The sequence below is a fragment of the Niabella aquatica genome (genome assembly GCF_054779315.1).
Genome location: NZ_BAAGYM010000008.1, coordinates 1 through 14,991, shown reverse-complemented (window position 1 = coordinate 14,991; position 14,991 = coordinate 1). Strand labels below are relative to the sequence as shown.

The 14,991-nt window shown below is 40.4% G+C and carries 11 protein-coding genes; 6 read left to right on the top strand and 5 right to left on the bottom strand.

Going from position 1 to position 14,991, the window contains the following annotated elements:
* Nucleotides 1-166: 166 nt before the first annotated feature.
* Entirely contained in the window at nt 167-4,006 is a 3,840-nt protein-coding gene (locus ACYVBM_RS07025) for a 1-acyl-sn-glycerol-3-phosphate acyltransferase (protein WP_460684927.1), read from the top strand.
* A 20-nt stretch (nt 4,007-4,026) separates the two neighbouring features.
* Here the strand turns inward: ACYVBM_RS07025 and ACYVBM_RS07020 are convergent, their stop codons facing one another.
* A complete protein-coding gene (locus ACYVBM_RS07020) occupies nt 4,027-4,386 on the bottom strand; it encodes a heavy-metal-associated domain-containing protein (RefSeq protein WP_460684926.1) in 360 nt (119 codons plus the stop codon).
* 122 nt (nt 4,387-4,508) lie between these two features.
* Between ACYVBM_RS07020 and ACYVBM_RS07015 the strand changes: the two genes are divergently transcribed.
* The 3 genes from ACYVBM_RS07015 to ACYVBM_RS07005 all read left to right on the top strand — a co-directional run bounded on the left by ACYVBM_RS07015 (nt 4,509) and on the right by ACYVBM_RS07005 (nt 8,679).
* Nucleotides 4,509-6,026: a phytoene desaturase family protein gene (locus ACYVBM_RS07015; protein ID WP_460685357.1), complete on the top strand. Its 1,518-nt coding sequence runs from the start codon at nt 4,509-4,511 to the stop codon at nt 6,024-6,026.
* A gap of 172 nt (nt 6,027-6,198) precedes the next feature.
* Nucleotides 6,199-7,854, top strand: a complete 1,656-nt coding sequence (locus ACYVBM_RS07010; RefSeq protein ID WP_460684925.1) for a C45 family autoproteolytic acyltransferase/hydolase — start codon at nt 6,199-6,201, stop codon at nt 7,852-7,854.
* A gap of 231 nt (nt 7,855-8,085) precedes the next feature.
* Nucleotides 8,086-8,679, top strand: a complete 594-nt coding sequence (locus ACYVBM_RS07005; protein WP_460684924.1) for a CPBP family intramembrane glutamic endopeptidase — start codon at nt 8,086-8,088, stop codon at nt 8,677-8,679.
* Between the two features lie 297 nt (nt 8,680-8,976).
* Here ACYVBM_RS07005 and ACYVBM_RS07000 read toward each other — a convergent pair whose 3' ends face one another.
* Genes ACYVBM_RS07000 through ACYVBM_RS06985 form a run of 4 tightly spaced genes read right to left on the bottom strand, consistent with a single transcriptional unit; the run spans nt 8,977 to nt 12,093 of the window.
* Nucleotides 8,977-9,681: a response regulator transcription factor gene (locus ACYVBM_RS07000; protein ID WP_460684923.1), complete on the bottom strand. Its 705-nt coding sequence runs from the start codon at nt 9,679-9,681 to the stop codon at nt 8,977-8,979.
* Between the two features lie 31 nt (nt 9,682-9,712).
* Nucleotides 9,713-10,708: a sensor histidine kinase gene (locus ACYVBM_RS06995; protein WP_460684922.1), complete on the bottom strand. Its 996-nt coding sequence runs from the start codon at nt 10,706-10,708 to the stop codon at nt 9,713-9,715.
* A 12-nt stretch (nt 10,709-10,720) separates the two neighbouring features.
* Entirely contained in the window at nt 10,721-11,173 is a 453-nt protein-coding gene (locus ACYVBM_RS06990; RefSeq protein ID WP_460684921.1) for a gliding motility lipoprotein GldH, read from the bottom strand.
* Nucleotides 11,174-11,217: 44 nt separating this feature from the next.
* The gene (locus ACYVBM_RS06985; protein ID WP_460684920.1) at nt 11,218-12,093 is read right to left on the bottom strand and encodes a YicC/YloC family endoribonuclease; all 876 of its coding nucleotides are present in this window, start codon (nt 12,091-12,093) and stop codon (nt 11,218-11,220) included.
* Nucleotides 12,094-12,911: 818 nt separating this feature from the next.
* Between ACYVBM_RS06985 and ACYVBM_RS06980 the strand changes: the two genes are divergently transcribed.
* Together ACYVBM_RS06980 and ACYVBM_RS06975 are read left to right on the top strand one after the other, a co-directional pair.
* The gene (locus ACYVBM_RS06980) at nt 12,912-13,925 is read left to right on the top strand and encodes a UDP-3-O-(3-hydroxymyristoyl)glucosamine N-acyltransferase (RefSeq protein WP_460684919.1); all 1,014 of its coding nucleotides are present in this window, start codon (nt 12,912-12,914) and stop codon (nt 13,923-13,925) included.
* 9 nt (nt 13,926-13,934) lie between these two features.
* Nucleotides 13,935-14,828 carry a DUF72 domain-containing protein gene (locus tag ACYVBM_RS06975; RefSeq protein WP_460684918.1) on the top strand — a complete coding sequence of 298 codons (894 nt, stop codon included), beginning with the start codon at nt 13,935-13,937 and terminating at the stop codon, nt 14,826-14,828.
* The last annotated feature ends 163 nt before the right edge of the window (nt 14,829-14,991 follow it).

Below are 14,991 nucleotides of genomic sequence, written 5' to 3'. Positions count from 1 at the left end.
TTGCGTGTCGGGCTGTTCCGATGGCTATACGGGATGCCGAAGCTTTTTTTGAAAAAATGCACCCTTCAACAACAGTTCGGCAGGCTCACTGTGACATCAGAACGGCATTTTCTGACTACATGCGGCAAATTTGAAAAGTTTAAATAATGCTCTAAGTTCCCGTTAAATGCAAAAAATATTTACCTCCATATTCGAATTTTTTAAAAAGAACAAAAGGGCTCTTTACTTTACTTTTTTTACAACGCTGGCGCTGTTTGTTTTTTTTGCATCCAGGGTAAAGTTTATCGAAGATGTTTATGCGATCATCCCGAAAGATGAAAAAACGGAAAAGCTCACACAGGTATTTGAAAACTCGAAGTTTGCAGACAAGCTGGTGGTGATGGTTTCCCTCAAAGATACCACCCTTATTCAACCTGCTAAACTGATTGCGTATGCAGATATATTTGCAGAACAGTTGCAAAAAGGTGCAAAACCTTATATAAAAAATATCCGGTATAAAATTGACGAGGCATTTACCTATTCACTTTTTGAAACGATCCAAAACCATCTTCCCGTTTTTTTAACGGAAAGCGATTATGAAAAAATAGATACACTCCTGCAGCCGTCAGTGCTGGCAAAATCACTTCGGCGGAGCAGTTCTATTTTAGGAATTCCTTCGGCAACTCCTGTTAAAAATATAGTATTAAAAGACCCTTCGGGTATTTCTTTCCTGGCATTACAAAAGTTACAGCAGTTACAATACGAAGACAATTTTACACTTCACCAGGATCACTTTATTACAAAAGATAAGAAGACCCTGATGCTGTTTATTACCCCTGCTTACCCGGCAGGCAATACCGGTAAGAACCAGTATCTTTTTAAGGCTATTGATGGGATTATCGATTCGTTGCAGCAGCAGGGTTTTTCAACTATCAGCACACATTATTTTGGCGCGGCAGTAGTATCTCAGAATAACGCGTCACAATTACGAAAAGACACGCTGCTCACACAAGGCATTACTGTATTATTCCTGATTGTTTTCCTGGGGGTTTATTTTAAGCGGAAACGGGCGCCGCTGCTTATCCTTGTGCCGGTGGTTTACGGCGCGGCATTTGCACTTGCTGCTATCTGGTTTATTAAAGGCAGTATTTCGGTAATTGCCTTGGGTACCGGTTCTATCGTTTTGGGAATAGCCGTTAATTATTCGCTTCATGTTTTTAATCATTACCGGCATACCGGCGATATTAAAAAGGTTATTGAAGATCTTTCCTTTCCGCTTACCATTGGCAGCATTACTACTATTCTTGGCTTTTTCAGCCTGCAATATGCTGCATCGGATATGTTGAAGGACCTGGGTCTGTTTGCCGGCTTCAGCCTTATTGGCGCCGCTTCCTGCTCCCTGGTTTTTCTGCCACATTTTATTAGCTCCCACCATAAAGCAGAAGTCAACCATTCCTGGATTGATACAATTTCTTCTATAAGACTGGAATCTAATAAATGGCTGGTTGCTGTTATTTTCATTATTACGGTGGTTCTTTATCCGTTTGCCGGCAAGGTTTCGTTTGAGCCGGATATGATGCAGCTGAACTATATGTCAGGCAAACTTAAAGCTGCAGAGCATAAGCTGAACCGTATCAGCGGGGCGGCTTTAAAATCCATCTATGTTGTAAGCGAAGAAAAGACCCTGGATAAGGCTTTGCAAAGCAACGAAGTGCTTCAAAATGAGATTCACCTTTTAAAAAGCAGGGGCTTTATTAATACCAGCACCGGCGTGGCGAATCTCTTTATGTCAGACAGCCTGCAACAAAAGCGGATAGCCCTTTGGAACGCTTACTGGACGCGGGAAAAAAAGCAGCAGGTATTACAAAGTTTTGCCACTCTTGTACCGGCGTCAGGTTTTACAGCAGATGGGGCTTACAGCTTCAAGGAATTGATCAGCCGCGCATACCAGCCTGTTGCTTTGAATGATCTGCAGGCGTTACGGAACAGCTTTTTAGATGATTATATTACCGAAAAAGGAGGAACCGCTTCGGTAGTGACATTAATTAAGGTACCGCAGCAATATAAGCAGCAGGTTATTGCTGCTATTGAAAAGCAACCACAGGCCACGGTTCTAGACCGGCAATACCTTACCGGGCGCCTTACGCAAATGGTGAACGATGACTTTAACCATATTGCATGGACCATTTCTATTATTGTTGCAGCGGTACTGCTTTTGACTTACGGAAGGATAGAGCTGATGCTGATGTGCTTTATTCCTATGCTCTTTAGCTGGATATGGATACTTGGCATTATGGCCCTGTTTAATATACCCTTCAATATTGTGAATATTATCATATCCGCTCTGATATTTGGACTGGGAGACGATTACAGCCTGTTCGTAATGGACGGACTGGTAAATGAATATAAAACCGGCAAGAAAAATCTTGCTTCTTATAAATCATCTATTTTATTGTCTGCCATAACCACCGTGGCTGGTTTGGGTGTATTGATATTTGCCCGGCACCCCGCACTAAGATCCATTGCCTTTATTTCTGTTACGGGTATTCTTTGCGTGGTGATCATGTCGCAGGTGCTTATCCCGTTTTTCTTTTCTTTAGTGATCAGAAACCGTGTGCGCAAAGGTTTTCACCCGTGGACCTTGTGGAGCTGGAGCCGATCTGTATTTTCTTTTTGCTATTTTGGTTTTGTAAGTGTGCTGCTTACTTTTATCGGCCTTTTTTTAATTAAGCTCAATGTATTAGGCAGAAAAAAAGGCAAATATGTATATCATTACCTGTTGTCAAAATTCTGCATGTCGGTATTGTACATCATGGGAAATTTTAAGAAACAGCAGATCAACCCTGGGCATGAAAACTTTGAGAAGCCTGCTGTAGTAATCGCTAACCACCAGTCTTTTTTAGATATCCTGCAAATGGCAATGCTTAACCCCAGGCTGATATTACTTACGAACAAATGGGTGTGGAACTCCCCTGTTTTTGGATGGGCAATAAAGATGGCCGACTTTTATCCTGTTGCTAACGGTGTAGAAAACAGTGTGGACCTGCTAAATACACAGGTTCGCGAAGGGTATTCCATTGCTGTATTTCCGGAAGGCACACGCTCCTCGGCTCCGCCCATGAAACGTTTTCATAAAGGGGCGTTCTACCTGGCGGAGCAATTAAAGCTGGATATTGTGCCGGTGCTGTTTCACGGGTTAGGTTATACCATGACCAAAGGAGATTTTTTGCTGAAGAACGGCCCTATTACTGCCAAATACCTGCCGCGCATTAAAGCGGATGATATAAGCTGGGGCCATACTTACCAGGAAAGAGCCAAAACCATCTCCAGATATTTTAAGCAGCAGCACCAGGCATTAATCGGAGAACTGGAAACCCCTGCTTATTTTAAAGAACACCTGTTCTTTAACTATATTTATAAAGGGCCGGTGCTGGAATGGTACTTAAAAATCAAGCTGAAGCTTGAAAATTATTACCAGCCATTTCATGAGCTTTTACCGGGGGAAGGAAACTTTTTAGATATGGGCTGCGGCTATGGTTTTATGAGCTATACTTTACATTGGGCCAGCCAGGGTAAACGAAAATTTACGGGCATAGATTATGATGAAGAAAAGATCGAAACGGCACAGCGTTGCTTTAGCAAAACAGAAGGGGTACACTTTTTCTGTGGAAATATTGCAACATTTCCGGTTGACAGGTATAACGGGATTATTATTAGTGATGTATTGCATTACCTGCAGCCAGCACTCCAACAGGAAATAATTGAAAATGCTATAGACAGTTTACTGAAGGGGGGTGTGCTGATCATTCGTGACGGTGATGCTGATCTGAAAGAAAAACATAAAGGAACCCGTCTTACAGAATTCTTTTCAACCAGGATATTTTCGTTCAATAAAACAACCAATCCCCTTTATTTTCTTTCGGGTAAAAGCATTGAAACGATTGCAACAAAAAAAGAAGTGCATTTGCGACGTATTGACGACACAAAATATACTTCTAATGTGATGTGGGTGATACAAAAAGACTGACCGGTTGCGGGAAAGCCGGTTTAATCCGTAATTTCTTTCTTAGTGGCTCGATCATACTGGCAGCAGCCATGCAGGTTTTTGTAGGCTTTATCAGAAGCTTTTGCACCTGCGTTATCATACCCTGCTGCTGCGATTTTTTGCTGGATTTTTGGAAGGTCGGTGCTCTTTGCTTTATACTTGACTGTAAGTATTTTGGAATCTTTATTCCAGTCGGCAAACGAAGCGCCGGCATCTTTAGCAGCTTTTTCAATTGTTTTTTTGCACATACCACAATTGCCGGAAACCTCGAAAGTTTCTGTTTTCTGAGATTGGGCAAATGAAATATTAGCCGCAAATATCAGTAAAGCGGCCGCTATCAATAATCGTAATTTCTGTATCATTACTCTTTTCTTTTTTTAATGCAAACAGGATATTTTAATAACAGACAAAGCTAATAACATTATGGATGGAATTTTGTTAAAATCTAAATAGATAATTTCCGCGATTTTTGCCTGTAATTACTATGTGTCAATGTGAAAAATATGATATTGTAATAATCGGCAGTGGTCTGGGGGGACTGTTATGTGCAAATATTCTTGCCATGCGCGGAAAAAAAGTATGCGTATTGGAAAAGAACAAACAGTTCGGCGGTAACCTGCAAACCTTTGCACGTGACAAACAGGTTTTTGATACGGGTGTACATTATATTGGCGGGCTGGATAAAGGGCAGAATCTTTACCAGGTGTTTAAATATGTGGGCCTGATGGAACAGTTAAAGCTGGAAAAGATGGAAGTGTGTTTTGATAAAGTGCTGATGGAAAACGACACAAACATTTACTGCCTGGCACAAGGATATGAAGCATTTGTAAAAAACCTTGCGCAATTTTTCCCTGAAGAGAAAAGCAACATTCTTGCTTATTGCAGAAGAATAAAAGAAGTGTGCACTTCTTTTCCGTTGTATAACCTTACACTGAAAAGCGGCGATACAGGCATCTACAACAGTACCAATGAAAACGCAAAAGAAGTTATCGGATCTTTCACCAACAATAAAAAGTTACAGGCAATATTGGCAGGCAATAATCTTTTATATGCTGGCGACGCCGGTAAAACACCTTTTCATGTACATGCGCTTATTACCAACAGTTACATTGAAAGTAGCTGGAAATGCGTGAATGGCGGCTCCCAGATCGCGAAAATATTAGTAGCAAATATCAGGAAAAATAGCGGAGGCGTCGTTCGTAATTGCGAGGTAAAAAGTATCGTAGAAGAAAACGGCCGTATTGCTTATGTGGAAACAGAAAGAGAGGGTAAAGTGTATGGCGATTATTTCATATCGAATATAAACCCGGCATCAACATTGCATATTACCGTGTCTTCACTTTTAAAAGGTTTATACCGGAAGCGCATTGAAAGCCTGCCACAGGGCATTTCCTCCTTTTCTGTGCACATTGTTTTAAAGGCAAAAACAATTCCCTATGAAAAATGTAATTACTACTATCACCAGGAAGGGCAATTGTGGAACCTGAATAATTATACAAAGGAGAACTGGCCTTTAGGGTATGGCCTGTATTTTACAGAAGACAAAAGAAATAAAGGTTTTGCAGCAACTGTATCATTGCTTACACCCATGCGTTTTGAAGAAGTAGCAAAATGGTCGGATACTTACAACCGCGTGGGAAAGTCGGCTGAACGGGGCGCAGGCTATGAACAGTTTAAAACGGACAAAACCAGCAAATTATTACAACTGGTGCGTGAGCGTTTCCCGGAATTAGTTAAAAATATTAAAAGTGTGTATGCCTCTACTCCGCTTACCAACCGTGATTATATTGGCGATGCAACAGGCAGCATGTATGGTATAGAAAAAGATCATCACGATCCGCTCAAAACAATGATCAGTCCGCGCACCAAAATTCCTAACCTGTTCTTAACCGGCCAGAATCTAAATTTGCATGGCATTTTAGGCACATCGTTAAGTGCGGTGCTGACGTGCGTAATGCTACTGGATGATGAAGGGTTGGTGGAGGATATAAGAAAAACATAAAAAAAGTTTCGGGTATAATGTACATTGTGGTATTGGAGGAAATGTATGCCTGACATCGTACTTGGATGATATTATTTGTTCTTCAGTAAAAGAGCACGCCGTATAGCGGAATAAACTGTGGCAAGACTGATGATAGCAGCATTGAAAATGATATAAAAATTGTTAGAATAAAATGAGCAGAAGGCTTTTACGCAGGTTTTTGAGAGTGATTGGAGTAATCGCATTGCTCTTTGGGATCTTGTTTTTATACCTGGTATGGGTTTCCAAAATCAACCCGCCTGTTGTTAAAGATTTTTCGGCACTGCAACTACAGCGTCATCAACCAGATACGGGATTATACACCATCAATAATAGCTGGTTTCGTAAAAGCAAGTCGGGGTTATATGAAATGTATGTACAGGGCGCTCCTTTTGAACGTGGGGTTATTAACGGGAAGCTGAGCGAAGAGCTGGTAAAAAAGCAGGAAGATTATTTTAGCGCACAGATCAACAAAATGATCCCTTCTAAATTTTACCTGCATTTTTTAAAATACTTTATCGGGTGGTTCAACCGCGATCTGCCGGCTCATGTAACAGACGAATATAAACAGGAAATTTATGGTGTCTCCCAATCCGCATCGGATGGCTATCAATATATCGGCACAAAATATTCACGCATATTGAATTACCATTCGGCGCACGATATTGGCCACGCCCTGCAGAATATGATGCTGGTGGGTTGCACGTCTTTTGGCACCTGGGGCGCCGCTTCTCAGGACAGTACCATGATCATTGGAAGGAACTTTGATTTTTGGGTGGGCGACGATTTTGCGAAGAACAAAATTGTAGAGTTTGTAGATCCTTCTGCGGGCTATAAATTTATGAGCGTCACCTGGGGCGGTTTTATCGGGGTGGTATCGGGCATGAATGAGAAAGGCCTGACAGTAACTATCAATGCCGCTAAAAGTAGTATCCCGCCGGGGGCCGCTACACCGGTAAGCCTGGTTGCCCGTGAAATTGTGCAATATGCCAAAAACATCAACGAAGCCATTGCTATCGCAAAAAGAAGAAAAATGTTTGTAAGCGAATCCTTTTTGGTGGGCTCGGCAGCAGATAACAAAGCAGTAATCATTGAAAAAACACCCGATTCATTAGCCGTATATGATCCCAATACAAATGAGATACTTTGTACCAATCATTTCCAGAGCAATGATTTCTGGAACAGCCAGCCAAATGTAGAGCAACGCGAAAACAGCGCATCTGTTTACCGCTATAAAAGGTTAACACAACTGTTACAGCAAAATGGTCAAAATACGGTTCAAAAAACCATCAACATTTTACGGGATTACAGGGGACTGAATAATGCGGATATTGGTTTGGGGAATGAAAAAGCGGTGAACCAGTTCATCGCCCATCATGCTGTTGTATTTGAACCGCAGCAGCTTTTGGTTTGGGTATCTGCAGGGCCATGGCAAATGGGTGAATTTGTTTGTTATGATCTGAAGAAAATATTTGCTTTAAACGGGATGAAACAAAACCGTGAAATATATGAAGCAGCATTAAATGTACCGGCCGATAGCTTTATTTATACGCCGCAGTTTAACAATTTTGAGCAATACAGGCATTACAAAGAGCTGGCTTTTGAAAAAAAGAACTTTGCCCCTGATAGTGTGATAGCAGACAATCCGAACTTATACAACAGCTATGTAATTGCCGGCGATTACTGGTTCAGAAAAAAGGAATATCAGAAAGCACTGCCTTATTACCGACAGGCGCTAAAAATGGAAATAGCCACTGTTGAAGAAAGAAAGCGTATAGAAGAGCGGGTTGCAGTATGCGAAAAGCAGTAGCTAAAACCTATGCAATAGAACCTATTCCGAAATGTTAGAGATTATGCCACGCAGACCCTGTAATTGAATAATTGACAAACCTTGAAGAAATAAAAAACAATGACTACAAGTTCAAAAATACCTTGGGGAAAAGTAATCTTTTTTTATACAATAGCTTTTGTCATATCAGGGCTTTTTAATTCAGGGTTTCTTACACAACAATATCAAAGACTAACGGAAGGGCTAATAATTATGAACTGGCCATTTTTACCCGCAGGAATTGGAACATTAATAGCTGCATTTGTTGCATTTATTTTTGACAGGAAATTGAACCGGACAATTACCCTATTAGGAAATAACAAATTTAAAAGCATTATTATTTCCTTAATTCCCGCTTTGGTTTTTACAGTAGTCGGAGTTTCTAATAACAACAACGTAAACGAACATTATTATGGATTTGTATTTTCATTTATTGCACTGTTTTATGCTGTAACAGAAGAAATATTTTGGAGAGGCTATTTGCTTGACGTATTAAGGCCATTTAAAAAAGTATTATACAGTTTAGTAATTGGCATATTTTGGTGGGCTTGGCATTTCAGGTTTGACACCAGCTTTGATTTTACCTGGTTCCTTATTATTTGTATTGGCAGCTCTTTCTTATTATGTCAGTTTGCTAACGAAACAAAATCATACCTGACTGCGGCAGGGCTGCACTCACTTATTATCATTACAACTTCCGAAGGCGAAATGACACATGCTAAAACGATTGGTTTATGTGTTTCAGTGATACTTTGGTTGATCATGGGAAAATTTTGGAAAACAAAAAATATGACACAGAATGTGTGAGCTTAACAACATTGGATGAAGCCTAAGCAACAGTACCCGTCACCGGCTCTGAAATATGCCATAATGTATCTGCGCTTAAATCCACATCAAGGGTTTTCACTCTATAAAATACGCCCCCGTTGTGCAGCGCAGAAGCAAAAGCATCAGGATTGGCCAAAGGCTTAAAACGTTTTATCAGGCAATGGCTTTATATCCACAATGCTTCCCGAGCCGTCATTGAAGATGCAGTATAGCCGGAAATCGAATAAGGCTTTTATGTTGGTAAGAGCTCTCATTTTAAATAGCATACAAAAAAAATTACTCGCTATACTTATACCCTACTCCCCTTACCGAATGGAAAAACTTCGGGTTACGGCTGTCTTTTTCAAAATATTTCCTGAAATTGAGGATAAAATTATCGATGGTTCTTGTAGTGGGGTACACGTTATAACCCCACACATATTGCAGTATTTTTTCGCGGGGAACCACTTCATTCTTATTTTCGATCAGCAACTTTAAAAGCATCGCTTCTTTTTTGCTTAGCTGCACCTTTCCTGCATACCTGGTATTGGCTTCCTGGGCTTTAAAATCTATAACATTCCCGCCGAACGAATAAGAATTTCCCAGCGTGCTTTTATCCTGGAGCTTCAGGTTTTTTTCAATAAGCTTGTGAACGCGGATCAATAGCTCTTCAAGATTAAAAGGCTTGGTTAAATAATCATCGGCACCTTTCTTAAGTCCCAGGACCTTATCTGCGCTGGTATTTTTTGCACTAAGCATTAAAATGGGCACTTCGTTATTGCTGATGCGGATGGTTTCTGCAACAGCAATGCCATCTACTTCCGGCAGCATTACATCCAGGATGATCAGGTCGAAGTATTCGTTCTTAACAGCTTTTATTGCTTCGTTACCATCGTAGGCAGAGGTAATCTGGTAGCCCTCCAGCTCAAGGTTTAATTTCAATGCCTCATGAAGGTTTTCTTCATCTTCTACCAGTAAAATATTTTCGGGTCGTTCTTCCATTCCAGTACAGGGTTCTTCTTTTTAGATAATGTCAGAGATAAAATCTGACGGCAAAAATACTTCCCTTTGGATTGTTATTTGTCATTGAAATGTCTGCATTATGATCTTTCGCGATCTTACGGCAAAGATATAAGCCCAACCCTGTTCCTTTCTTTTTGCGTGTGGCTTCATTTCCTACCCTGTAAAACTTGGAGTAGATCTTCTTCCTTTCTTCTTCCGGTATACCCGGACCTTCATCCAGCACCTGCATGGTGACTTCTTCTGCGTTTTTCTGTAAAGTCACCTTTACAGCATCGCCTTTCTCTGAATACTTAAGGGCATTTTCCAGCAGGTTATTGATCAGTATTTCTAACAGGAGCGGGTCGCCTTCAATATCTATTGCGGGCTCAATATCGCTGGTGATAGACCTTTCAAAGAAGCGCTGTGCAAAATCAGCTACCCGGTCTGCTAATAAATTTGAGAAATCCAGTTCTTCTTTGTTGATCTTATACCATTTGCCTTCGAGTTGTGAGGATACAAGGATATTGTTGGTTAAAAAGTCGAGCCGCTTGGTTTCTTCAAGCGTTGTCTGAATAAGCTTTTTTTGCCTTTGCTCATCAAGATGCTGGTGCTTGAGCAATGTTTCAAGATTGAGTTTGGAAACGGCGATCGGCGTCTTAAGCTCGTGCGTAACCGCCATCATAAAATTCTGCTGCTGCTCCTGAACCAGCTTTTGCTGCTTCATGGAACGGTGCACCAACATTGCCCCTAAAATGATCAGTCCCAAAAAAACGATGCCTTCTCCTCCATACTTTATTGTATTGCTGTGATAATCTTCCTTTATTTTTTTTAGCTCTGCCTGGTATTCTACCGGGTTCTTTTCCTGGTTGATGGTAGTGTTAAGGTGGTTTAGCTGGTAGCTGTACATTTCTTTGCTCTGCTTTTCAAGCGAAATAAACCACCACACCAGCGCAGCAATGATGTAAATGAGCAGCAGCCAGAACTTTACAGTGGTCTTTTTTAAGCGGGCTTTAAGTTTTTGTTCCATGCTATACAGGTATTATTGATCCAGTGCAATGCCTACGTTTAAGATATGACTGAGCGTGTCTTCTTTCATGGCCTGCTGCAAAACGAAGCGGTACTCACCGGGAGGCAGCATTACCGGGGAGGTGATTTTTATCCTGCTGTAATAAATATCATCCATCGGCTGACCGTTCCAGTTGCCGGCGCTATCGGTTAAAGGGGCCACAATACGCATAGCACTGACCGTTTTTTTAGTGGTATCCTGTATTAATAATCTTACCAGCAATTTATTGTATGGAAACTGCCGGGTATGTCTTACAACAAGATACAACCGGTGACTGGTACTATCGGTTATCTTAAAGCGTATAACCGCATTCTGGCTCTTTTTCCATCTATGCTCCGGCAGATCAACCTGCTTTTCATATACATGCACCTGCCTGCAGGATACCAGCGCAAAAACAATTAAATAAATTAGTAAAAAATAACGCACACCTACATCTTTGATGCAAATGTAAGTGAAGTTGCAGTGAGTTTCTATAGTACGTTCAATACCTGCTCTTTTGCTTTTTCCAGCTCATCCTTCATCATTACTACAATTTTTTGTATAGCCGCATCGTAGGCTTTGGAACCCGTAGTATTTATTTCGCGTCCTACTTCCTGCAGGATAAAGGAAAGCTTTTTCCCTTTAGAATTTCCTTTTTCGTTCAGCACTTCTGTGAAGTAATTACAATGATTGTCCAGTCTTACCATTTCTTCAGTAATATCCATCTTCTCTATATAATAGATCAGTTCCTGCTCCAGCCGGTTCTCGTCATAGTTGTCTTTTCCTGCTTTTTCTTCAAGAAGCTTTACCAGGCCCTCCCGCATTGCTTCCTGTCTTTGTACATCAAGGGGCACAATTTCTTTTTGCAGGGCAACTATGTTATCAATCCGCTTTTGCAGCTCTTCTTTTAAGATCTTTCCCTCATCTTGCCTGTGCTTATTCAGATCGCTGATGGCTTCACCTAGCAGTATCTTTAACTGCTCCCAGTCGTTATCTGTAAGCGTTTCGCTGCTGGGAGTTATTACTTCAGGGAGCTTAATAAGGGCATTTAAGATATTCGAAGTGTCAATACCAAGCTCTGCAGACATTGCTGAAAGCGAATGATAATATGCTTTGGCAAGGTCGGTATTAATAACAACCGGTTTTGCATCCCCGGTATCTTTAAGGCTGATGGTGCAATCAATGCTGCCGCGGCCCAGGCCTTCAGCCAGCACTTTTCTTATATCAAACTCAAAAGGCTTTATAACAGCCGGTAACCGTAACGATAGATCAAACTGTTTACCATTTAAAGATTTTATATCAATCAAAAAAGTTTTCTGGCCAATCATTTTCTCAGCTCTGCCAAAGCCTGTCATCGATTTGAGCATATCTGTGTTTTATGTAAAGATAATGTTTGCAAGCTGGTGTTGAATAATATTTTATGTACCCACATTTTTCTTATGTGTATCATGAACCGTTCGGGCAGATATAGTATTTCAAAATATTCTGAGGTGCTGCAGTACAATTATCAGCCTGCATAAATATTGCCATAATAGCTTTAAAAGGGAGCGTAATAAAAACAAAAAATCCCTTCAAAGGAGAAGGGATATTTTATATAGATGGGTTAGTAAGTACAGGAATTTTATTTCCTGACACAATATTAAATATTATTTTAACGATATAAAAATTATTTGCAAAAAATTTTATTAACAAATAATAAAATCACTTGTGGATATCCGTTATTCTGTATACAAAATTATGTATGTTTAAGTGATGAATGATGAAGGCTATCATTATTGTGTTCAAACAATAAATCCTTTCAAACACTTGCTGATAAAGGGATTCAAAGATGATGTTTAGTAAAGCATGAAACTTCCAACCGTTTTATTACGTCATGAACAGTGAGTCATACTTATAAGTATTATATCGGAAATTATTTATACCTCTTTTATTATTACTAATGCAAGCCAGGCGTTGGATTATTTTTTACTGAGATATTCTGTTGAAATCGTCAGCAGGCTAAAGCTTATGATGATGTAGCGTTAGCCCGTCGTATGCTGAATGATTTTTAACCTGAAACTTTAATTTCCAAGTAGTATTATTAACACATAATTACAATAAAAGAATGCCTAAAGGTTTATAAATTTCCCATGTAATTTTTTTTGTTATAATAACAGACAGAAGGAACTTCGCACAAAATGTTTTTATGAAGTTTGATCAACCCGTTCCGCTTGCTGATATAGCAACTTTAATAAATGCAGAGCTTTTAGGCAATACCCGGGCGCATGCCACAGGTATTAACGAAATTCATGTAGTGGAAGCAGGTGACCTGGTATTTGTAGATCACCCAAAGTATTATGATAAATGTATTCATTCTGCAGCCAGCTTTATTATCATTAACAAAGAAACGGCCTTTCCCGAAGGTAAGGCACTGCTTATAGTAGAGGAGCCTTTTGAAGCTTACCTGAAGATTGTGGAACGATACCGCCCCTTCAGCCCTTCGATGGAGCTTGTATCAAAAACTGCTGTTGTTGGGGAAGGATCGGTTGTAATGCCCCATGCCTATCTGGGCAATAACGTAGTGGTTGGCAAAAATTGCATCATCTTTCCAAATGTAACCATTCTTGATCATTGTGTTATTGGCAATAATGTAATCATACAAAGTGGTACTGTAATTGGCAGCGATGCTTTTTATTATAATAAGAAAAATAACCGGGAAGTACAGTATAAAAAAATGAGCAGTTGCGGGCGTGTGGTAATAAAAGATTTTGTGGAGATCGGAGCAGGCTGCACCATAGACCGCGGGGTTACCGGTGATACTGTTATTGGAGCCGGTACTAAAATAGATAACCTGGTGCATATCGGGCATGACACTATTATCGGGAAGAACTGCCTTTTTGCAGCACAGGTGGGCATTGCCGGTGCCGCAGTGATTGAAGATGAAGTAATACTTTGGGGCCAGGTGGGTATCAGCAAAACGCTTACTATTGGTAAGGGGGTTATAGTAAATGCCCAAAGTGGTGTGCCTTCTTCTTTATCTGCCGGTAAAGCATATTTTGGAAGCCCCGTTCGCGAAGCCAGGGATAAGTTAAAAGAAATTGCATGGACAAAACGCATTCCTGAAATCTGGGAAAAGGTAAAGGGCTTGACTCCTCCTAAGGCGTTTATTGAGCCGGTGCGCTCTACAGGGGATTGTGAAGAAGATCTTTCAAATCAATAATTACTCTATATGAAATTCGGACAGGTTCCCCATCCAGAGGGGATTGATTTTATTTTACCTAAAGATGCTGCCGCAACCAGCGCAATACTAAGCAAGGTAAAAGGAAAAAACTTTGAAGCTTATGTAGGCTGTGCCAAGTGGAATAAAGCGGATCTTAAAGGTTTTTATCCCAGGGGAACGAAGGATGAGCTGGCTTATTACTCAACACAGTTTAATTCGATTGAGCTGAACGCTACATTTTACAATATGCCATCTGTAGAGCAGGTAATAAAATGGAAAGAGAAAACGCCCAAAGGGTTTAAATTCTTTCCCAAGATCACTAATTCCATAAGCCATTATAAAAGACTGCTGGATGTAAAGGATATAACGGATGCCTATTGTAATGCCGTAGCCAACTTTGAGGAAAAACTGGGGATGATCTTCCTGCAATTGCATGACAGTTTCTCTCCGAAAGAGTATGATAAGCTGGAAAAGCTGATTAAAGAATTTCCCAAAGGGATACCTCTTGCTGTGGAAGTGCGTAATGCAAGCTGGTTTGAGGATACTGCAGTATGGAATAACCTGTGTATTCTCATGGAACGGCATCATGTAGCCAATATTATTGTAGATACAGCAGGCAGGAGAGATATGCTGCATATGAGGCTTACGGCTCCTGTAGCCTTTATCCGTTATGTAGGTTGCAATAATGATAAGATAGATAAAGAAAGGTTGGACGACTGGTTAAAGCGGGTCCAAAAATGGCATAAGGAAGGTTTGAAAAGGCTATATTTTTTTGTGCATCAAAATGTGGAGCTATCTTCGCCTTTATTATCTGCTTACTTTATAGAAAAGCTGAATAAATTTTTAAAGCTGAACCTGCATATACCTCAAATGCCGGATGGTGAACAGCAAAAGCTGTTTTGACCGGATGATATAAATAGGGCAGCCCTACGCGGCAAATACAGTCTCTTCAAATTTTTAATAGGGTGTTCCCGAAAATTAAAAGATAGTCGTTGTACGATTATTTTCGTACATTAAGAGAGGGTGTCAAATTCATCATTTGTTTGTTGGGTGAGTATTTTTACTC

Bases quoted from the DNA above. Each gene is read 5' to 3' on its own strand.
- ACYVBM_RS06995 (WP_460684922.1), bottom strand. From the start codon at position 10,708: ATGGAACAAAAACTTAAAGCCCGCTTAAAAAAGACCACTGTAAAGTTC.
- ACYVBM_RS06980 (WP_460684919.1), top strand. From the start codon at position 12,912: ATGAAGTTTGATCAACCCGTTCCGCTTGCTGATATAGCAACTTTAATA.
- ACYVBM_RS07025 (WP_460684927.1), top strand. From the start codon at position 167: ATGCAAAAAATATTTACCTCCATATTCGAATTTTTTAAAAAGAACAAA.
- ACYVBM_RS07015 (WP_460685357.1), top strand. From the start codon at position 4,509: ATGTGTCAATGTGAAAAATATGATATTGTAATAATCGGCAGTGGTCTG.
- ACYVBM_RS06975 (WP_460684918.1), top strand. From the start codon at position 13,935: ATGAAATTCGGACAGGTTCCCCATCCAGAGGGGATTGATTTTATTTTA.
- ACYVBM_RS07020 (WP_460684926.1), bottom strand. From the start codon at position 4,386: ATGATACAGAAATTACGATTATTGATAGCGGCCGCTTTACTGATATTT.
- ACYVBM_RS07000 (WP_460684923.1), bottom strand. From the start codon at position 9,681: ATGGAAGAACGACCCGAAAATATTTTACTGGTAGAAGATGAAGAAAAC.
- ACYVBM_RS06985 (WP_460684920.1), bottom strand. From the start codon at position 12,093: ATGCTCAAATCGATGACAGGCTTTGGCAGAGCTGAGAAAATGATTGGC.
- ACYVBM_RS07005 (WP_460684924.1), top strand. From the start codon at position 8,086: ATGAACTGGCCATTTTTACCCGCAGGAATTGGAACATTAATAGCTGCA.
- ACYVBM_RS07010 (WP_460684925.1), top strand. From the start codon at position 6,199: ATGAGCAGAAGGCTTTTACGCAGGTTTTTGAGAGTGATTGGAGTAATC.